General features: G+C 73.4%; 14 protein-coding genes. 11 read left to right on the top strand and 3 right to left on the bottom strand.

What is annotated here, in order from left to right; translation table 11 throughout:
• Window positions 1–2: 2 nt before the first annotated feature.
• From JT723_RS13000 to JT723_RS12960, 9 genes are all read left to right on the top strand, one after another.
• Entirely contained in the window at window positions 3–773 is a 771-nt protein-coding gene (locus JT723_RS13000) for a DUF3710 domain-containing protein (protein ID WP_205044722.1), read from the top strand.
• Window positions 774–1042: 269 nt separating this feature from the next.
• Entirely contained in the window at window positions 1043–4390 is a 3348-nt protein-coding gene (locus JT723_RS12995) for an FtsX-like permease family protein (RefSeq protein ID WP_205044721.1), read from the top strand.
• 205 nt (window positions 4391–4595) lie between these two features.
• Window positions 4596–7415, top strand: a complete 2820-nt coding sequence (locus tag JT723_RS12990; protein ID WP_205044720.1) for an FtsX-like permease family protein — start codon at window positions 4596–4598, stop codon at window positions 7413–7415.
• A gap of 50 nt (window positions 7416–7465) precedes the next feature.
• Window positions 7466–8464 carry an ABC transporter ATP-binding protein gene (locus JT723_RS12985; protein WP_205044719.1) on the top strand — a complete coding sequence of 333 codons (999 nt, stop codon included), beginning with the start codon at window positions 7466–7468 and terminating at the stop codon, window positions 8462–8464.
• A 25-nt stretch (window positions 8465–8489) separates the two neighbouring features.
• Window positions 8490–9212 carry an ABC transporter ATP-binding protein gene (locus tag JT723_RS12980; RefSeq protein ID WP_205044718.1) on the top strand — a complete coding sequence of 241 codons (723 nt, stop codon included), beginning with the start codon at window positions 8490–8492 and terminating at the stop codon, window positions 9210–9212.
• A gap of 166 nt (window positions 9213–9378) precedes the next feature.
• The gene (locus JT723_RS12975) at window positions 9379–11919 is read left to right on the top strand and encodes a DUF4118 domain-containing protein (RefSeq protein ID WP_205044717.1); all 2541 of its coding nucleotides are present in this window, start codon (window positions 9379–9381) and stop codon (window positions 11917–11919) included.
• A 62-nt stretch (window positions 11920–11981) separates the two neighbouring features.
• A complete protein-coding gene (locus JT723_RS12970) occupies window positions 11982–12665 on the top strand; it encodes a response regulator (protein ID WP_205044866.1) in 684 nt (227 codons plus the stop codon).
• 24 nt (window positions 12666–12689) lie between these two features.
• A complete protein-coding gene (locus JT723_RS12965) occupies window positions 12690–13088 on the top strand; it encodes an OB-fold nucleic acid binding domain-containing protein (protein WP_205044716.1) in 399 nt (132 codons plus the stop codon).
• Window positions 13089–13091: 3 nt separating this feature from the next.
• Window positions 13092–13874 (top strand): DUF3159 domain-containing protein, encoded by a 783-nt coding sequence (locus tag JT723_RS12960; RefSeq protein WP_205044715.1) that lies wholly within the window; start codon window positions 13092–13094, stop codon window positions 13872–13874.
• A 27-nt stretch (window positions 13875–13901) separates the two neighbouring features.
• Here the strand turns inward: JT723_RS12960 and JT723_RS12955 are convergent, their stop codons facing one another.
• Together JT723_RS12955 and JT723_RS12950 are read right to left on the bottom strand one after the other, a co-directional pair.
• Complete coding sequence (locus JT723_RS12955; RefSeq protein ID WP_205044714.1) at window positions 13902–14576, bottom strand: potassium channel family protein; 675 nt, start codon at window positions 14574–14576, stop codon at window positions 13902–13904.
• On the bottom strand, window positions 14573–15241 hold the full coding sequence (locus JT723_RS12950) for a potassium channel family protein (RefSeq protein WP_205044713.1): 669 nt from the start codon (window positions 15239–15241) through the stop codon (window positions 14573–14575). The genes JT723_RS12955 and JT723_RS12950 overlap by 4 nt, the downstream gene beginning before the upstream one ends.
• Window positions 15242–15443: 202 nt before the next feature.
• Between JT723_RS12950 and JT723_RS12945 the strand changes: the two genes are divergently transcribed.
• Window positions 15444–17489, top strand: a complete 2046-nt coding sequence (locus JT723_RS12945) for an APC family permease (RefSeq protein ID WP_205044712.1) — start codon at window positions 15444–15446, stop codon at window positions 17487–17489.
• An 86-nt stretch (window positions 17490–17575) separates the two neighbouring features.
• The gene (locus JT723_RS12940; protein WP_205044711.1) at window positions 17576–18904 is read left to right on the top strand and encodes a class I SAM-dependent RNA methyltransferase; all 1329 of its coding nucleotides are present in this window, start codon (window positions 17576–17578) and stop codon (window positions 18902–18904) included.
• Between the two features lie 33 nt (window positions 18905–18937).
• Here the strand turns inward: JT723_RS12940 and dhaK are convergent, their stop codons facing one another.
• Entirely contained in the window at window positions 18938–19933 is a 996-nt protein-coding gene (gene dhaK, locus JT723_RS12935; RefSeq protein WP_205044710.1) for a dihydroxyacetone kinase subunit DhaK, read from the bottom strand.
• Window positions 19934–19941: the final 8 nt, after the last annotated feature.

The raw sequence follows: 19941 nt of genomic DNA, 5'->3' as shown, positions 1-19941 counted from the left end.
CCGTGTTCCGTCGTCGCAAGGAGCGCGAAGACGCCCTCGACGAGCTCGATGAGGCCGTCGAGGCCGAAGAAGAGCTGGCCGAGGACGCTGAGGAGTCGGACGACTCCGGTGACTCCAACCGGTACAACCTCCCGCCCGCGCCGCGGCCCGACGGGCCGTGGGACATCAGCGAGGTCAGGGAGCCCGGCGACGGCCGGGTCGACCTCGGCGGACTGTTCGTGCCCGGGGTCGAGGGCATGGAGCTGCGGGTGGAGGTGGCGGGCGAGTCGATCGTCGCGGCCACCGTGGTGCTGCGTGACAGCGCCGTGCAGCTCCAGGCGTTCGCCGCACCCAGGTCCGAGGGGATCTGGGGCGAGGTGCGCGAGGAGATCGCCTCCGGCATCACCCAGCAGGGCGGTGTCGTCGACGAGGTCGAGGGACCGCTGGGCTGGGAGCTGCGTGCCCAGGTGCCGGTGCAGCTGCCGGACGGCACCAACGGGGTGCAGCTGGTGCGCTTCGTCGGGTGCGACGGACCGCGCTGGTTCCTGCGCGGGGTGATCTCCGGGCAGGGGGCGGTGCAGCCTGCCGCCGCCGGTGTCCTGGAGTCGGTCTTCCGTGACACCGTGGTGCTCCGCGGCGACTCCCCGATGGCGCCGCGCGACCCGATCGTGCTCAAGCTGCCGAGCGACGCCCAGATGGTGCCGGACGGTGCGGCCGAGCAGCAGGAGCCGTCGAAGTTCGGTGACGGCATCGACCCGATGCGCCGCGGCCCGGAGATCACCGAGCTGCACTGACGCCGGGCGCTGCGCGGTAGGAGCGGTGCCGGCGGGTCCGGATCCGGCAGCTGCCGGATCCGGACCCGCACCCGCGAGGCGCCGATGGCCCACCGGGCATACGTGCCGGGTTCGCCGCCTCGCGTTTCCCGCAAGGGTGGCGCAAAAACCCTGCATGAACCGGAAAAATTCCGTCCGCTTTTCCGCAAAGCCTTGCAGGATTGCTGCCTCCGGGGCTAGCGTCCCCGCCGGGCACCCGCACGGTCGCCCGCAGCGCGGGGGGTCGGCATATGGCAACGGACTTACGGCCGGGGCGTGCGCGCCGCAGAACCGGCGGCCCCGCCGCGCCCGGCCCTGTCCGCGGCGGTACCCACTACCTCGCCGTACTGCTCGCCGCGGCCCTCGCGATCCTGCTGTCCGCCACCGTGCTGTCGGCCCTCGCCGCGCTCGCGGACCGCTCCGTGCAGAGCGCCGTCCAGCAGCGGCTGGCCGGCGACACCGACACCGGCGTCGACATCTTCGGCAATTACCGGCCACAGGACCTGGCCGGCGGCGACAAGGCAGCCCGCGCGGCGCTCGACCGGGTCTTCGGCGAGGTGCCGCACCACACCTACACCGCGCTGCGCTCTCCCGCCTCGTTGGGCGCCGAATACTCCCTGATCCGTGCCGACGGCAATCTCAGCGGCGCATCGTCCGCGGTCGTCGCCCTGCCCGACCCCGCCGCGCACGCCCGGCTCACCGCAGGCAGCTGGCCACAGGCCACCGCGGGCAGGCCCGGAGCCCCCCTCCAGATGGCCCTCAGCCAGCCCGCAGCCGCCCGCGTCGGCCTGCGCGTCGGCGACAGGTTCAGTCTCCAGGCAGGCCCGCATCGCCTCGCTGTACGACTCACCGGCACCTACCGCCCCGCGCCCGGCGGCCCTGGCGTCCTGGCCGGGCTCAGCAGTTCCTCCAGCACCCCTGACAGCCTCGCCGTCATCGCCCCCGGCGCCTTCACGGCTCAGCCCGCGCTCGCGGCCGACGCGCTCGCCGCCTGGATCGGTGCCCCCGACAGCTCCCGGCTGAGTCTCGGCGCGATCGGCCCGCTCCACGACCGCGCTGCGCGCTTCGCCGGCAGCGACACCGCCGTCTCCGTCTTCCAGGGCAAACCGCCGGCCATGGGCGGCGTCTACACCTCGTCGCGCCTGCCCGACACGCTCGCCGCCCTGTCCGCGCCGATGGCCGTCGCACGCGCCGGGATCGACATCCCCGCCGCGCTGCTCGCCGCCCTCGCTGCCGCCGCCCTGGTGCTGACCGCCCGTCAACTCGCCCAGGCGCGGGCCGCGGAGGTCGCTCTGAAGGGTGCGCGGGGCGCCGGAACGGGCCGGCTGGTCGCCGGGGCTGCCGGACAGTGGGCAGTGGCCGCGGTACCCGCCGCGGTGGCCGCGCCCTTCCTGGCCGGTCCGCTGCTCGCCGGCCTGCACCGCGCCGGGCTGCTGCACGGCGCCCTGCCCGCGTCCGGCGCGAACGCCGTCGGCTGGACCGCGGCCCTGCTGGCCCTCGCGGTACACGGGGCCGCGGTACTGCTCCCCACCGCGCGCACGGCCGCCGACCGCCGGGCGGGGATGCGGCTGCGGCTGCGCGGCGCCCGCGCCGCCGCCTTCCAGCGGGCGGGCACCGACGTGGCACTCACCGCGGTCGCCGTCTCCGGCTGGCTCGAACTGCGCCACTACCGCAGCCCGGTGGTCGGCGGCGGCGTCAGCGGCACCTCCGTCGACCCGGTACTGATCCTCACCCCTGTGCTGATGACCGCGGCCGCCACGCTGCTGAGCCTGCGGCTGCTGCCGCTCGCCGCGCCGCTCATCGACCGGGCCGCGCGCCGCGCCGCCGGCTTCGTCCTGCCGCTCGGCGGCTGGCAGATCGGCCGCCGGGCGGCCCGGCACACCGGGCCCGCGCTTCTCATGACGCTCGCTCTCGCCGTCGGCTCGCTCGGCGTGACCTCGCTGGCGATCCTCGATCGCGGGGCGAGTGACCAGGCCGCCTTCGGCGTCGGCGGCGACCTGCGGGTCGCCCCGCCGCTGCAGACCCTCGGGCAGGTTCCGCCCACCGCCCAGCGGCACGACGTCTACGCGGCCCTGCCCGGTGCCACCGCCGTCACCCCGGTCACCGAGCTGGGGGTGAGCCGCGGCGAGCAGACCCTGACCGTGGAAGGCGTGAACACCGCGGCGGTCCTCGCGACCCAGACGTCCGCCGACACGGGACCCGTGCCCGCGCTGCGTTCCGACTTCACCGACCGGCCCGCGGCCGACCTGCTCGCCGGCCTCGGCGCCGCGGTCCCCGACCACGGATTCACCCTGCCCGGCCGCCCGAACGAACTGACGCTCACCGTACGGCTGTCCGCAGGCGGCAAGGGGCCGTACGTGCCGGTGGAGCTGACCGTCACGACCGAGGACGCCGACGGGCTTCCCGACCACCTCGCCACCTCGCTGCCGGTCACCGACGGCACGCCGTACACGGTGCGGCTGCCGCTCGGCTTCACCGGGCGCGCCCCGGCCGCCCGCCGCTACCCGCTGCGGGTCATCGGGCTCGGCGTGAGTATCCGCTTTCCCTATGAGCGCCGCACGTACCACCTGCGGATCGACTCCGCAGCGGCGCCGCACGGCGCCCTGTGGCGTGACCTGACCGACCCGGTCTACGACGACGCCGGGTGCGACCCCCGCACCGTCGACTCCGAGACGACGGCGAATCCGCACCTGTGCGCCAACGCGGGGACGCCCGGCGCGCTCTTCTCCGGCACCTTCCGCGGCCCCGCGCCCGGATCCGTCCCGCCGCAGTGGGACATGACCCTCGGCCCCGTCGCAGCGCCCCACCAGCCGCCCGTGCCCGCGCTCGCCGACGCCACCCTCCAGGCCACGGGGGAGTTCGACACCGGGGCGGTGGTCGCCCTGGACGCCGGGGACGGGGTCTCCATCAAAGTGAAGATCATCGGCCGGATCACCGCGGTGCCCGGCGTCGACCGCTCCCTGGGCCGGCTGCTCGTCGACTCACGTGCACTCGCCGCTGCCGAGGTCGCGTCGGGCAACGCACCACCGCTCGACGACTTCTGGCTGCTGTCCGCCCGGCATGGCGACGCGACGGCCGCCGCGGCCGCCCTGCGCGCCGATCCGGCGGCCGGCGCCGGAACCACCGTGCGGCAGGCCGCCCGGCAGATCCGCGACGACCCCCTGCAGAGGGGCACCCGCGCCGCCCTGGTGCTCGCCCTGGTGCTCGCCCCGGCCTTCGCGGTCATCGGCTTCACCTTGCACACCGCGATGTCGGCCCGCTCACGGCGCGGCGAGTTCGCGCTGCTGCGCGCCATCGGTGTCCGCAGACGCCAACTGGCCGCGCTGCTGTGGACCGAGCAACTCGGCCTCGCCCTGCTCGCCGTCGTGCTGGGCAGTGCGCTGGGCGCCCTTCTCGCGGCCGCGATCATCCCGCTGGTCAGCGTGGACGCCACCGGCGCCGCGATCGTCCCGAGCCTCGCCGTGAGCGTCCCCTGGCCGGAAGTCGGCGCGGTCGCCCTCGGTACGGCCCTGCTGATCGTCGCCGTGGTCACCGCCCTGGCCCGGGTCTTCGCCCGCGTCGACCTGGTCCGCGTCCTGCGCGCGGGTGACGAGGGATGAGGCCGGTGCGCCGCGCGGCGCGCACGGACGACGAGGGCCGGATACGCCGTGCGCACGGCCGGGGGCGGGCAGCGGCGTGCGGCTTCCCGGCCGAGGGCGCCGGGGCCGTCCAGGCGCTCTGTCGAGGTGGGTCGGGGGGGCGGGCGTGAGAAGGCTCGGGGTGTTGCGGTGGCTGCGGCCGGGAAGCGCGGTACGGGATCCGGGGGTGCGGCGGGAGGCGTGGGCGGAGGCGCCGCTGCTGGCGTGCCTGACCCTGGTCGTCGCGCTGCTCGCGCTGGTCACAGCCGCCGGGCCGCCACTGCTCGACCGGTGGGCGGCCGACGCGCTGCGCAGCCGCCTTGCGGTCGCCCAGCAGAACGACGCGGAGATCCGGCACACCCTCACGATGAAGGGGAACGAGGCCCTGTCCGCCGGCGATCCCTCCGGCTCCACCCTCGCGCACGACCTCCGGGGGACCGGGGAGGAGCTGCTCACCGCGGCCGAGCCGCCGCTGAAGGCGATGCTCGTGCACGGCTCCACCCGCGTCGAGGTGCCCCAGCTTGCCGCCGTCACCGCCGCCGGCCCCCTCCAGCTCGGGCTGCTGTACGCGGACGACGCACCGCCGGGTTCCGCCTACACCCAGGGCAGCATGCCCGGCCCGGCGACAGCGACCTCGCCGATCCCGGTCGGCTTCTCCATCGCCGCCCGCGACGTCCTGCACCTGAGAGTGGGTCAGCGATTCCACCTCTGGCCGGACGTCGGCGGCAACGACACCGACGCCGTCGTCACCGGCTTCTTCGCGCCGCCGACCGGCGCCGCCGCGCGGCTCTGGCACGAGGAGGCGCTGCTCGCCCGGCCGATCCGCACCGAGGGCCGGTGGCGCGCCCAGGCCGTGGTCGACGCGGCCTCGATCGACGCGCTGCTGCAAGGCAGCCGGGGCCAGGACCCCCGCGTCACCGTGCAGTGGCGCGACTCGATCCGGATGACGCCCGGGCAGGCGACCCGGATGGCGACCCCTGCGGGGCTGCGCACGCTGCGCGACGAGGCCGACAGCTTCGCGTCAGCCGTTGCCGACGTCTACTGCCCCGCCGCCGAGGACTACATGGCCACCCCCTGCTCTGTGGGGTTCTTCGCGACGACCCCGCTCACCACCGACGACGACGTGCCCGACATGTTGGTGGCTTTCGCACGGGCCCGCGACCAGGCCCGCACCCTGGAGTCCTTCGCCCTGGCCGGGCTGATCGCGGTCGGCCTCGCCACCGTCGTCGTCACCGCACGCCTGGCGGTCCACCGCAGGGCCGCAGCCCAGGCCCTGCAACGCGCCCGCGGCGCTTCCGCGACCGACCTGGCACTCGTACGGCTCCTGCAGACCGCTCCCGCCGCGCTGCTCGGGGCGGTGCTCGGCACCGGCGCCGCCGTCCTGTTCGCGCCCGCGGGGGGCACAGGGCACGGCAGCCTGCTGCCGGCGCTCGTGGTCGCCGCTGTGGCCTGGCTGACGCTGCCGCTGCTCACGCTGGCCGCGGCCCGCGACCGGAGCGGATCGGAGAGCCGCCCCGCGGCGGTACGGCGGCTCGCCGTCGAGGGCATGGTGCTGCTGCTCGCCGTCGCGGGGGTGCTGATGGTGCGTGCCCACGGCGCCGGGGCGGGCGGGCAGGACGTGCGGCTCGCCGTGGTGCCCGCCCTGCTGGGGGCCGCCGCCGTGGTGCTGCTGGTGCGGCTCTACCCGCTGCCGCTGCGGCTGGTGTCCCGTGCCGCGCGCGGCCGCCGCGGGACCGTGCCGCTGATCGCGTTCTCGCGTGCGGCCCGGGAGGCGCCCGGGCACGCGTTGGCCCTGCTGGTGCTGGTCATGACGCTGTCCACGGCGGTCTTCGGCGGCCTGGTGTCCCGTACCGTCGCCGACGGCAGTGCGACCGCGGCGGTGTGGAGTTCGGGCGCCGACGCGGTCGTGATCGGCGCGGGCCGGGACGGCACCGTGGACAAGGCCCTGGCGACAGTCCAGGGCGTCCGCAAGGCCACCGTCGTCCGCAGCCTGGTCAACGAGCTCACCAGCACGACGGACGGCGCCCGCTACACCACGGCCCGCGTCGCAGGCCTCGACGCCGGCGTGCTCGCCGCCCAGGCCCCGGATTCCGCCGCCGCCCGCGCGCTCACCGCAGCCGGCCTGGCGGGCAGGCCCGAGCCCGCGCCGGTCGACGGCCACTACGTCCTGCCCGCCCTGGCCAGCGCCGACTTCGCGGGCGGCACGATCGGCGACACGTACAGCACGGTCCTGCGGCGCCGCACCGTCTCCATCCGCGTCGTGGGCCGGCTGCCGGACGCCGCCCGGCGTGACCCGGCGCTCGGACCGCTGCTGAGCATCGACCAGCGGGACGCGGGGCGCGGTGAGGGAGGCGACAGCCGTACGGCGGTGGCCGCCGGCAGCCCGCTGCTGCTGGTGGACGCCGCCGAACTGCGCATGCTCGGCCCTGACGAGTACGACAACGCAGCCGTGCTGCTCTACGGGCCGCATCTGGACGGCGACGTGCTGCGCACCGAGGGTGCGCGGATCGCCGGTCCCTCCGGCCAGGTCCGGATCAAGGCCGACGAGCTGTCGCTCGCCGCGCACGACGGGCTGCTGCGCGGAGTACGGCGCACGTACGCGGCGGCCACCGCGCTCGCCGTGCTGTTCGCGCTGATGGCACTGCTGCTGGAGCTGCTGCTCTCGGCCCGTGACCGTGGCCGCACCGCCTCCCGTCTGCGCACTCTCGGCCTGCCGACCCGCAGCATCGCGGCTCTCGACGTGCTGGAACTGACGCCCATGACCCTGGCCGCGGCCGCCGGGGGCGTGGCGCTCGGTCTGCTGCTGCCCAGTGTCCTGGGACCCGCGCTGACCCTGCGCGAGTTCACCGGCGGGCCCGCCGCACCCGCGTTGCACACCGACTACGCCCTCACGGCCGGCCTCGGCGTCGGCCTCGTCGCCCTGGTGACCGCCGCCGTCGCCGCCGAGACCTGGGCGGGGCGGCGCCGCGGCCTGGGCACGGTCCTTCGGCTGGGGGACTCCGTATGAACAGCCCGCCGTACGAGGACCGGACCGCCGGCACACCACGGGGAGACCGTATGACCGACCTCGCCGCACTCCAGGCCCGCGCCATGGCCAAGTCCGCACCCGAGGCGGACGAGGGCCTGATCGTCTGCGACAACCTGGTGCGGGTCTACCGCACCGAGGGCGTCGAGGTGCAGGCGCTGCAAGGCCTCGACCTGACCGTGGACCAGGGCGAGCTGCTCGCCGTCGTCGGCGCGTCGGGGTCCGGCAAGTCCACCCTGCTGGGCATCCTGTCCGGCCTCGACCTGCCGACCGCGGGCCGGGCCAGGGTCGCCCGGCACGACCTGCTCGCCATGAAGCGCCGCGAACGCCTGGACTACCGGCGCCGTACGGTCGGCTTCGTCTGGCAGCAGACCGGCCGCAACCTGCTGCCGTACCTGACGGCCCTGGAGAACGTGACACTGCCGATGGGCTACGCACGGGTCCCGCGGGCCGGGCGCGCAGTCCGCGCGATGGAGCTGCTCGATCTGCTGGGCGTCGCCGACTGCCGCAACCGCCGCCCCGGCGAGCTGTCCGGCGGCCAGCAGCAGCGGGTGGCCATCGCCGTGGCCGGCGCCAACACCCCCCAGGTGCTCTTCGCCGACGAGCCGACCGGCGAGCTGGACACCGCGAGCGGCGAGGAGGTCTTCGCCGCGCTGCGCCGCACGAACGCGGAACTGGGCGTCACGGTCCTGATCGTTACCCACGACCCCGCGGTCTCGGAGCAGGTCAGGCGTACGGTACGGATACGCGACGGCCGCACCGCGACCGAGGTGCTGCGCCCGGGGGCGGGCGGGGCTGGCTCGGAGCCGGGCGGCGCGGAGGAGTACGCCGTACTCGACCGGGCCGGGCGGCTGCAGCTGCCGCGCGAGTACACCGAGCGCTACGGCCTGCACCGCCGCGTACGGCTGACCGCGGAGCCGGACCACGTCGGGGTGTGGGCGGACCGCGGCGCCGGGCAGGAGGCCGCGTCCGCCGCGGACGGCCCCGCGGGGCAGGATGGGCAGGACGGGCAGGACGGGGACGAAGGATGAACGGGCACACGAAGGGGGAGCACGGATGACCGAGCAGTCCGCCACGGCGGTGGAGACCTCGCCGAAGACCGGCGAGATGGTGGTGGTCGAGGACCTGCACCGCACGTACGGCAGCGGCGAGACCGCCGTGCACGCGCTGCGCGGGGTGTCCTTCGCGGTGCCGCGCGGCGAGCTGGTGGCGCTCAAGGGCCGCTCAGGCTCCGGCAAGACCACCGTGCTCAACCTGGTGGGCGGCCTCGACACCCCCGACGGCGGCCGCATATCGCTGGACGGCACCGACCTGGCAGGCCTCGGCGACGACGACCTGCTGGCGCTGCGCAGGGACCGTATCGGCTTCGTCTTCCAGTCCTTCGGCCTGATCCCGATCCTCACCGCCGCGGAGAACGTCGGGGTGCCGATGCGGCTGCGCAAGACGCCGCCGCGCGAGCGCGAGGAGCGCGTCGAGCTGCTGCTCGCCCTGGTCGGCCTCGCCGACCACGCGGCCCAGCGCCCCGGCGAGCTGTCCGGCGGCCAGCAGCAGCGGGTCGCCATCGCGCGGGCGCTCGCCAACCGCCCCGACCTGATCATCGCCGACGAGCCCACCGGGCAGCTCGACGCGGACACCGGGCTGGCCGTGATGGAGCTGCTGCGGGCCGTGGTGCGCAGCGAGGGGGTGACCGCGCTGGTCGCCACGCACGACAACCAGCTGCTCGCCCTCGCCGACCGGGTGCTCGAACTGCGCGACGGCACGATCGTCTCCGACACCTGAGCCGGCAGCCCGGCACCGGACCGGGTATCCGGCAGCCGGACCGGCGCCCTCCGGTGCCGGTCCGCCACCCGGAGGGGCCGTTTTCCGCGTCAAGACGGCGTCAAGGTGTCCCCGGACGGACGACAGCGTCCGATGTGTCCGCTTCGGCCGTTCTAAGGTCGTAGACATGGCACGCGGCACACTGCGGATCTACCTGGGGGCCGCCCCCGGCGTCGGCAAGACCTACGCCATGCTCTCGGAGGCCCACCGGCGGGTGGAGCGCGGTACCGACCTGGTCATCGGCTATGTCGAGCACCACCGCAGGCCGCGCACCGAGGTCATGATGCACGGCCTGGAGGAGGTGCCGCGGCGCAGTTGCGACTACCGCGGCACCGCCTTCACCGAGATGGACGTCGACGCGGTGCTGCGCCGCGCCCCCGAGGTGGCCCTGGTCGACGAGCTGGCGCACACCAACGTGCCGGGCTCGCGCAACGCCAAGCGCTGGCAGGACGTCGAGGAGCTGCTGCAGGCCGGTATCGACGTGGTGTCCAACGTCAACATCCAGCACCTGGAGTCACTCGGCGACGTTGTCGAGTCCATAACGGGGGTACGGCAGCGCGAGACCGTGCCCGACGAGGTGGTCAGACGCGCCGACCAGATCGAGCTGGTCGACATGTCGCCGCAGGCGCTGCGCCGCCGCATGGCGCACGGCAACATCTACGCCCCCGACAAGGTCGACGCGGCCCTGTCCAACTACTTCCGGCCGGGCAATCTCACCGCGCTGCGCGAGCTGGCCCTGCTGTGGACCGCCGACCGGGTGGACGAGTACCTGCGCGAATACCGCGCCGAGCACCGCATATCGGCCGCGTGGAAGGCCCGCGAGCGGATCGTGGTCGGCCTGACCGGCGGCCCCGAGGGCCGCACCCTGATCCGGCGGGCCGCCCGTATGGCCGCCAAGGGCTCGGGCAGCGAGATCCTGGCCGTGCACATCGTGCGCAGCGAGGGACCGGTGTCGGGGTCCGCCAAGGAGCTGGCAGTCCAGCGCACCCTGGTCGAGGACCTCGGCGGCTCCTTCCACCACGTCATCGGCGACGACGTGCCCGACGCGCTGCTGGACTTCGCGCGCGGCGCCGACGCCACCCAGATCGTGCTGGGCAGCAGCCGCCGCAAGACCTGGCAGTACGCCTTCGGCCCCGGGGTGGGCACCACCGTCGCCCGCGAGTCCGGCGACATCGACGTCCACATCGTCACCCACGAGCACGCCGCCAAGGGCCGCGGCCTGCCCGCTGCGCGCGGCGCCAAGCTCGGCCGCTCCCGGACCGTGGCGGGCTGGCTGACAGGCGTGGCCGGCCCGGTGCTGCTCGCGGTGGTGCTCACGCAGTTCCACCCCGGCCCCGGGCAGGCCACCGACATGCTGCTCTTCCTGACGCTCACGGTGGCCGCCGCCCTGGTGGGCGGGCTGCTGCCGGCGCTGGCGTCCGCCGTCGTCGGCTCGCTGCTGCTGAACTACTACTTCACCCGGCCCACCCACTCCTTCACCATCGCCGAGCCGGAGAACATCGTCGCCATAGCGATCTTCGTGGTGGTCGGCGCGGCCGTCGCCTCGGTGGTCGACCTGGCCGCCCGGCGCACCCAGCAGGCCGCACGGCTGCGCGCGGAGGCCGAGATCCTCTCCCACCTGGCCGGCAGCGTGCTGCGCGGCGAGAGCTCGCTCGACGCCCTCCTGGAGCGGGTCAGGGAGACCTTCGGCATGGAGTCGGTGGTGCTGCTGGAGCGGGAGGGCGAGCACGCCCCCTGGATTTGCGCCGCCGCCGTCGGCAGCCGGCCCTGCCTGCGCCCCGAGGACGCCGACGTGGAGGTGGCCGTCAACGAGCGGCTCTCGCTCGCGCTGCTCGGCCGGGTGCTGCCCGCCTCCGACCGCCGGGTGCTGTCGGCCTTCGCCGCGCAGGCCGCGGTGGTCCTCGACCGCAAGCGGCTCGCCGACGAGGCGGGCCGGGCGCGCGAGCTGGCCGAGGGCAACCGGATACGCACTGCTCTGCTCGCCGCCGTCTCGCACGACCTGCGCACCCCGCTGGCCGGCATCAAGGCGTCGGTGTCCTCGCTGCGGTCCGCCGACGTCGCCTGGTCGCCGGAGGACGAGGCCGAGCTGCTGGCCGGCATCGAGGACGGCGCGGACCGCCTCGACCACCTGGTGGGCAACCTGCTGGACATGTCGCGGCTGCAGACCGGCACCGTCAACCCGCTGATCCGCGAACTGGACCTCGACGAGGTGGTGCCGATGGCGCTGGGCGGCGTCCCCGAGCCGAGCGTGACCCTGGACATCCCCGAGTCGCTGCCGATGGTCGCGGTGGACCCCGGCCTGCTGGAGCGCAGCGTCGCCAACGTGGTGGAGAACGCGGTCAAGTACAGCCCGCCCGGCGAACCGGTCCTGGTGGCCGCCAGCGCCCTCGGCGACCGGGTCGAGGTGCGGGTGGCCGACCGCGGCCCCGGAGTCCCCGAGGGCGCCAAGGAGCAGATCTTCGAGCCCTTCCAGCGCTACGGCGACGCGCCGCGCGGCACCGGCGTGGGCCTCGGCCTCGCGGTCGCCCGCGGCTTCGCCGAGGCCATGGGCGGCACCCTGGTCGCCGAGGACACCCCCGGCGGCGGCCTGACGATGGTGCTCACGCTGCGGGCGGCGGCCGACGGCCGCCCGGCCCGCCCCGGCCTTCCCGCGACGGCGACCACATGAGCCGGCAGGCGGGGCACGAGCCGGCGGGCGCCGGCGGGCAAGGGGACGGGAAAGGGCGGCGGATGTACCGGGTGCTGGTCGTGGACGACGAACCGCAGATCGTCAAGGCGCTGGTGATCAACCTGCGGGCACGGGCCTACGAGGTGGACGCCGCGCACGACGGCGCCGCCGCGCTGCGGGTGGCCGCGGCCCGGCACCCCGACGTGGTGGTTCTCGACCTCGGGCTGCCCGACATGGACGGCGTCGAGGTCATCCGCGGGCTGCGCGGCTGGACCCGGGTGCCGATCATCGTGCTGTCGGCCCGGCACGCCTCCGACGAGAAGGTCGACGCACTGGACGCGGGCGCCGACGACTACGTGACCAAGCCCTTCGGCATGGACGAGCTGCTGGCCCGACTGCGGGCCGCGGTGCGCCGCGCCGCGCCGAGCGGCCCCGACGACGACGCCTCCGCGGTGGAGACCGAGACCTTCACAGTGGACCTGGCGGCCCGCAAGGTCCACCGCGGAGGCGCCGACGTGCGCCTGACCCCCACCGAGTGGCACCTGCTGGAGGTGCTGGTGCGCAACCCCGGGCGGCTGGTCTCGCAGAAGCAGCTGCTGCAGGAGGTCTGGGGGCCCGCGTACGGCACGGAGACCAACTACCTGCGGGTCTACATGGCGCAGCTGCGCAGGAAGCTGGAGGCCGACCCGGCGAGGCCGCGGCATTTCATCACAGAACCCGGCATGGGTTACCGCTTCGAGGCGTGAGGTGCGGCCGGTACGCTGGACCGTATGAGTGGTGCCACCCGTTCAGACCGCCCCGCGGGCCGTTTCCGCCGCATGCTCGACAGGCTGTCCTCCTCCCAGGAGGAACTGCACTCCGAGGAGCTGCAGGAGGAGACCAGGGCCGTCGGCTGCACGCGGATCAAGGACTGCTCCGACCGCCAGATAGTGTCGGTCACCGGTACGCTGCGTACGGTCACGCTGCGTCCCCGGGCGGGCGTGCCCGCACTGGAGGCGGAGCTGTTCGACGGGTCCGCCGCGCTGGACGTGGTCTGGCTCGGCCGCCGCAGCATCACCGGTATCGAGCCCGGCCGACGGATCATCGCCTCCGGCCGGATCTCCATGAACCATGGCCGTCCGGTGCTGTTCAACCCCAAGTACGAACTGCGTCCGGTCGGACAGGAGTAGCTGGTGGCGTCGATCGACAACACGGACCACGAGAACACGGACGGCCCGCAGGGGTCGACCGACGGCGAAGCGGCCGAGGTCAGGGCGGCCACCGAGGCCGCGCTGCTGGACGCCTTCGGCGGCATCCTCGGCATGGTGGAGACCACCGTGCCCGGCCTGGTCTTCGTGGTGATCTACACGGTCAACCACGACATCAAGTCCTCGGCGCTGGCGGCGCTGGCCCTCTCGGTGGTGCTCGGCATCGCCCGGCTGGCCCGCAAGGACACCCTCAAGCACGCCTTCAGCGGTGTCTTCGGCATCGCCTTCGGCGCGCTGTTCGCGATGATGTCCGGCAATGCCAAGAACTTCTACCTGCCCGGCATGCTCTACACCCTCGGCCTGGGCGTCGCCTACGTGGTCTCGGCGCTGGCCGGCTTCCCGCTGCTCGGCCTGATCCTCGGCCCGGTGTTCAAGGAGAACCTCTCCTGGCGCACCCGCAATCCGGGCCGGCTGCGGGCGTACACCAAGGCCAGCTGGGCCTGGGGCCTGATCCTGCTGGCCAAGTCGGCGATCCTCTTCCCGCTGTACTGGTGGGGCAATGCCACGCAGCTGGGCTGGGTGAAGGTCGCGCTCGGCATCCCGCCGTTCCTGCTGTCGGTGTACCTGACGTGGATCTTCCTGGTGAAGGCGCCGGCCCCCATCGACGTGATCGCGGAGATGGAGGCGGCCGAGGAGGAGCGCAAGGCCGAGAAGGACCGGGCCAAGGCCGAGAAGGCGGCGGCCGAGGCCGAGCAGGCGGTCAAGTAGCGACCCGCCTGCCCGGCGCACGCCGGGTCAGGCGCCGCTGCCGTCCTGCAGCGACAGCAGGTCCTCCAGCTGCTCCTCGCGGTGCGGCGCGGCCACGAACAGCAGCTCGTCACCGGCCTCCAGCGCGTCGTCCTTGGACGGCGTGAGCACCCGGTTACCGCGGATGATGGTGACCAGCGAGGTGTCCTGCGGCCACTCCACGTCACCGACCCGGGTGCCGACGAGCGCGGCCTCCTCGGGCAGCGTCAACTCCACGAGGTTCGCGTCACCCTGGCTGAAGCGCAGCAGCCGGACCAGGTCGCCGACGCTCACCGCCTCCTCGACCAGCGCGGACATCAGCCGCGGGGTGGAGACGGCGACGTCCACACCCCACGACTCGTTGAACAGCCACTCGTTCTTCGGGTTGTTCACCCGGGCGACGACCCGCGGCACGCCGTACTCCGTCTTGGCGAGCAGCGACACCACCAGGTTGACCTTGTCGTCGCCGGTCGCGGCGATCACCACGTTGCAGCGCTGCAGCGCCGCCTCGTCCAGCGAGGTGATCTCGCAGGCGTCGGCCAGCAGCCACTCGGCCTGCGGCACCCGCTCCACCGAGATGGAGGTGGGGTTCTTGTCGACGAGCAGCACCTCGTGCCCGTTCTCCAGCAGCTCGGCCGCGATGGACCGGCCGACCGCGCCGGCCCCGGCGATGGCCACCCTCATGAGTGGGCCTCCTCGGGTCCCTTGGCGAAGGCCGCCTCGACGACGGCGACCTCGTCGGAGCGCAGCATGACGTGGACGAGGTCGCCCTCCTGCAGCACGGTCTGCGCGGTGGGCAGCATGGCCTCGCCGAGCCGGGTGAGAAACGCCACCCGGGCGCCGGTCTCCTCCTGCAGTGTGCTGATCTTGTGGCCGATCCAGGCCGGCGAGGTGTGCACCTCGGCGAGCTGCACCCCGCCGCTGGGGTCGCGCCACAGCGGCTCGGCGCCGGACGGCAGCAGCCGGCGCAGCATCTGGTCGGCGGTCCAGCGCACGGTCGCCACGGTCGGGATGCCCAGGCGCTGGTAGACCTCGGCGCGTCGCGGGTCGTAGATCCTGGCCGCCACGTTCTCGATGCCGAACATCTCCCTGGCCACCCGGGCCGCGATGATGTTCGAGTTGTCGCCGCTGCTGACGGCCGCGAAAGCGCCCGCCTCCTCGATGCCGGCCTCACGCAACGTGTCCTGGTCGAACCCGACTCCGGTCACCCGTCGCCCGCCGAAGCCGGAGCCGAGCCGGCGGAACGCCTTGGCGTCCTGATCGATCACCGCGACCGTATGACCTTGCTGTTCGAGGGAGTGCGCGAGGGTGGAGCCCACCCGCCCGCATCCCATAATCACGACGTGCACGACCGTCCTTCCGGCTGTCAACGTTTTCGACTGAGACTGTGTGCTGAGTCGTAGAGGTCGTTCCAAGCGTCTCAGACCGCGGCCAAAGCTACACACGCGCATGGCAGGGCAGAAGGTTGCGTCGCGGCGGCCTCACAAGTTCGCCACACTCCATAAGGGACTGGGGCACCCGCACGTATGGGCGATCCCTTAACATCGCGGGGTGTCCAAACTGACCGACCTGCCGAAACGGATCCTCATCGGCCGGGCGCTGCGCAGCGACAAGCTGGGCGAGACGCTGCTCCCCAAGCGGCTCGCGCTCCCTGTCTTCGCCTCCGACCCGCTGTCGTCCGTGGCGTACGCGCCGGGCGAGGTACTGCTCGTCCTGTCGATCGCCGGCGTGTCGGCGTACCACTTCAGCCCGTGGATCGCGGTCGCCGTCGTGGTGCTGATGTTCACAGTGGTCGCCTCCTACCGGCAGAACGTGCACGCCTATCCCTCCGGGGGCGGCGACTACGAGGTCGCGACCACCAACCTGGGGCCGAGGGCCGGGCTCACCGTCGCCAGCGCGCTGCTGGTCGACTACGTGCTCACGGTGGCGGTCTCGGTGGCGTCGGGCATCGAGAACCTCGGCTCGGCGGTGCCCTTCTTCGTCACTCACAAGGTGCTCGGCGCGGTCGGCATGATCGTCATCCTGATGCTGATGAACCTGCGCGGGGTGCGCGAGTCCGGCACGATCTTCGCGATCCCCACCTACGCCTTCGTCTTCGGCGTCTTCTGCATGATCGCCTGGGGCGTCTTCAAGATCGCTACTGGGCATGACATGAACGCGCCGACCGCGCATCTGACCATCCATGCCGAGTCCTCCGGCATCGGCGGCTTCGCGCTGATCTTCCTGCTGCTGCGCGCCTTCTCCTCGGGATGTGCCGCGCTCACCGGCGTCGAGGCGATCAGCAACGGTGTGCCGGCCTTCAAGAAACCCAAGTCCAAGAACGCCGCCACCACGCTGGCGGCCATGGGCCTGCTCGCGGTCACCATGTTCTGCGGCATCATCGCGCTGGCCATGAACACCCATGTGCGGATGGCCGAGAACCCCGCCACCGACCTGCTCGACCACGGCACACCGGTCGGCTCCGGCTTCACCCAGGACCCGGTGATCGCCCAGGTCGCCGAGGCGGTCTTCGGCCACAACTCGGTGCCGTTCATCTTCCTGGCCGCGGTCACCGCGCTCGTGCTCTTCCTGGCCGCCAACACCGCCTACAACGGCTTCCCCGTCCTCGGCTCGATCCTCGCCCAGGACCGCTATCTGCCGCGCCAGCTGCACACCCGCGGCGACCGGCTGGCCTTCTCCAACGGCATCGTGGTGCTGGCCGGCTTCGCCTGCGTCCTGGTCATCGTCTACGGCGCCGACTCCACCCGGCTGATCCAGCTGTACATCGTCGGCGTCTTCGTCTCCTTCACGCTCAGCCAGACCGGCATGGTCAGGCACTGGAACCGGCACCTGCGCACCGAGACCGACCAGGCCAAGCGCCGCCACATGGTGCGCTCCCGGGCCATCAACACCTTCGGCGCCTTCCTCACCGGCCTGGTGCTGGTCATCGTGCTGCTGACCAAGTTCACGCACGGCGCATGGGTCGCGGTGGTCGGTATGGTCGTCTTCTACGCCACCATGACCGCGATCCGCCGCCACTACACCCGGGTCTCCGACGAGATCGCCGCCGACGACGAGCCGGGCGCCGACTACGTACGCCCCTCCCGCGTGCACTCCATCGTGCTGGTCTCCAAGGTGCACAAGCCCACCCTGCGGGCGCTGTCCTACGCCAAGCTGATGCGCTCCGACACCCTCGAAGCGCTCAGCATCAACGTCGACCCCGACGACACCAAGGCCCTGCAGGCCGACTGGCAGCGGCGCGGCATCGACGTACCGCTCAAGGTCCTCGACTCGCCCTACCGCGAGATCACCAGGCCGATCATCGACTACGTCAAGGGCCTGCGCCGCAACAGCCCGCGGGACGTGGTCAGCGTCTACATCCCCGAATACGTCGTCGGCCACTGGTACGAGCACCTGCTGCACAACCAGAGCGCGCTGCGGCTCAAGGGCCGGCTGCTGTTCACCCCCGGTGTGATGGTCACCTCGGTGCCCTACCAGCTGGAGTCCTCCGAGGCCGCCCGCGCCCGCGCCCGCCGCCGCGCCGACTGGAACGCGCCGGGCTCCATCCGCCGCGGCCCGGTCGGCCCGCAGCAGCGCGAGCACCAGCGCGAGCACTGAGGGCGCGGTCGGCAGCGGCCCGGGACCCGTAGAGTGGGCTGTCGCGCAGTCGCGCACCCCGAGAAGAGCCCAGGAGCACCACCGCCATGCAGACCGAGCCCGCCCCGTCACTGGTCGGCCAGGAGTACGAGGTAGAGATCGGCCCGGTGGTGCACGGCGGCCACTGCCTGGCGCGTACCGCCGAGGGCCAGGTCCTCTTCGTCCGGCACACCCTGCCCGGCGAGCGGGTCGTCGCCCGCGTCACCCACGGCGAGGTCGGCGCGAGCTTCCTGCGGGCCGACGCCGTCCGCGTGCTGACCGCCTCCAAGGACCGCGTCGAGGCGCCCTGCCCCTTCTCGGGACCCGGCCGCTGCGGCGGCTGCGACTGGCAGCACGCAGCGCCCGGCGCGCAGCGCCGCCTCAAGGCCGCGGTCGTCACCGAGCAGCTGGCCAGGCTCGCCGGGCTCACCCCCGAGGAAGCAGGCTGGGACGGCACCGTGGAACCGGCCCCGGGCGACAAGGTCGCCAAGGGCGAGGTGCCCGCCTGGCGCACCCGGGTGCAGTACGCCGTGGACGACGAGGGGCGGGCGGGCCTGCGCCGGCACCGCTCGCACGAGGTCGAGGTCGTCGACCACTGCATGATCGCCGCACCCGAGGTCAGCGAACTGGGCGTGGAGGCCCGCCGCTGGCCGCAGATCGCCGCGGTCGAGGCCATCGCCGCCACCGGGTCCAGCGACCGGCAGGTCGTGCTGACCCCGCGGCCCGGCGGCCGGCTGCCCATCGTGGAACTCGACCGGCCCGTCTCGGTGCTCAGGATCGGCGAACGCGACCAGGCGGTCCACCGCGTGCACGGCCGCGACTTCGTCCGCGAACGGGCCGCGGGCCGCACCTGGCGGGTCGGCGACGGCGGCTTCTGGCAGGTCCACCCGAAGGCCGCCGACCTGCTGGTCGAGGCCGTCATGCAGGGCCTGATGCCGCGCAAGGGCGACATGGCGCTCGACCTCTACTGCGGTGTCGGCCTCTTCGCCGGCGCCCTGGCCGAGCGGGTCGGCGAACGCGGCGCGGTCCTCGGGATCGAGTCGGGCAAGCGCGCCGTGCAGGACGCCCGGCACAACCTCCAGGACCTCGACCGGGTCCGGGTCGAGCACGGCAAGGTCGAGCAGGTGCTGCCCCGTACCGGCATCACCGAGGTCGACCTGGTCGTCCTGGACCCGCCGCGCGTCGGCGCCCGCCGCCCCACCGTCCGCCACCTCGCCTCGCTCGGCGCCCGCCGCATCGCCTACGTCGCCTGCGACCCGGCGGCCCTGGCCCGCGACCTGGACTACTTCGCCCAGGAGGGCTACCGCCCGGTCAGCCTGCGCGCCTTCGACCTCTTCCCGATGACCCACCACGTGGAGTGCGTGGCGGTGCTGGCGCCGGTGCGGCAGGGCGACTGACGCCCCGTCGGCCGCCTGGGCCGTCCCGGCCCGTCAGAACACCCGGATCGCGATCTCGGCGGGCTCGGCGAGGAGTTCGGAGATCTCGTCGTCCAGCCGGACCAGGGTGACGGACGCGCCCGCCATGTCGAGCGACGTGCAGTACTCGCCGACGTAGGAGCGCCTGATCTCGATGCCGATGTCCGTCAACTGGCGATGGGCGCGGCCGTAGACGAGGTACAGCTCGCCGATCGGGGTGCCGCCCAGTCCGTTGACCATCAGGGCGACGCTGTCGCCCGAGACGAACGGCAGGTCCTCGACCACCGCGCTGACCAGTTCGCCGACCATCGCGTCCGCCGGCTGGAGCTTCTCCCGCTTGCGGCCCGGCTCGCCGTGGATGCCCACACCCATCTCGACCGAGTCGTCGGGCAGTTCGAACAGCGGCGAGCCCTTCGCCGGCGGGGTGCAGGCTGTCAGGGCCATGCCCATGGTGCGGGTGACCGCGTTGACGTTCTCGCCGATCCGGTACAGCTCGTCGAGGTCGGCACCGCGCTCGGCGGCGGCTCCGACGGCCTTCATCACGAAGAAGTTGCCCGCCACCCCGCGGCGGCCCACCGTGTAGGTCGAGTCCTGTACGGCCACGTCGTCGTCGATGAAGAGCGTACGGACCGTGACCCCCTCGGCCTGCGACAGCTCCTCGGCCATCTCGAAGGCCATCCGGTCACCGGTGTAGTTGTTGACGAGCAGCAGGACGCCCTTGGGGGAGGCGACCCGCTTGACCGTCTCGTAGACGAAGTCGGTCGGCGGCGCGGAGAAGACGTCGCCGGGGCAGGCGGCGTCGAGCATGCCCTTGCCGACGCTCATCACATGGGCAGGCTCGTGGCCCGAGCCCGACCCCTGGACGATGGAGACCTTGCCGTCCTGCGGGGCGTCGGCACGCATGATCAGGTTGTACTCGGGGACATAGGTCAGCGTGTCGGGATTGGCCAGGGCGAGCCCCTCCAGCATCTCCGAGACGTAGTCCTTCGGGTCGTTGACGAACTTCTTCATGCCGCGCT

Source organism: Actinacidiphila bryophytorum (assembly GCF_016916835.1).
Taxonomy (GTDB): Bacteria; Actinomycetota; Actinomycetes; order Streptomycetales; family Streptomycetaceae; genus Actinacidiphila; species Actinacidiphila bryophytorum.
Note: the sequence above shows the minus strand (reverse complement) of the source record. Positions and strands in the feature narration are given on the sequence as shown.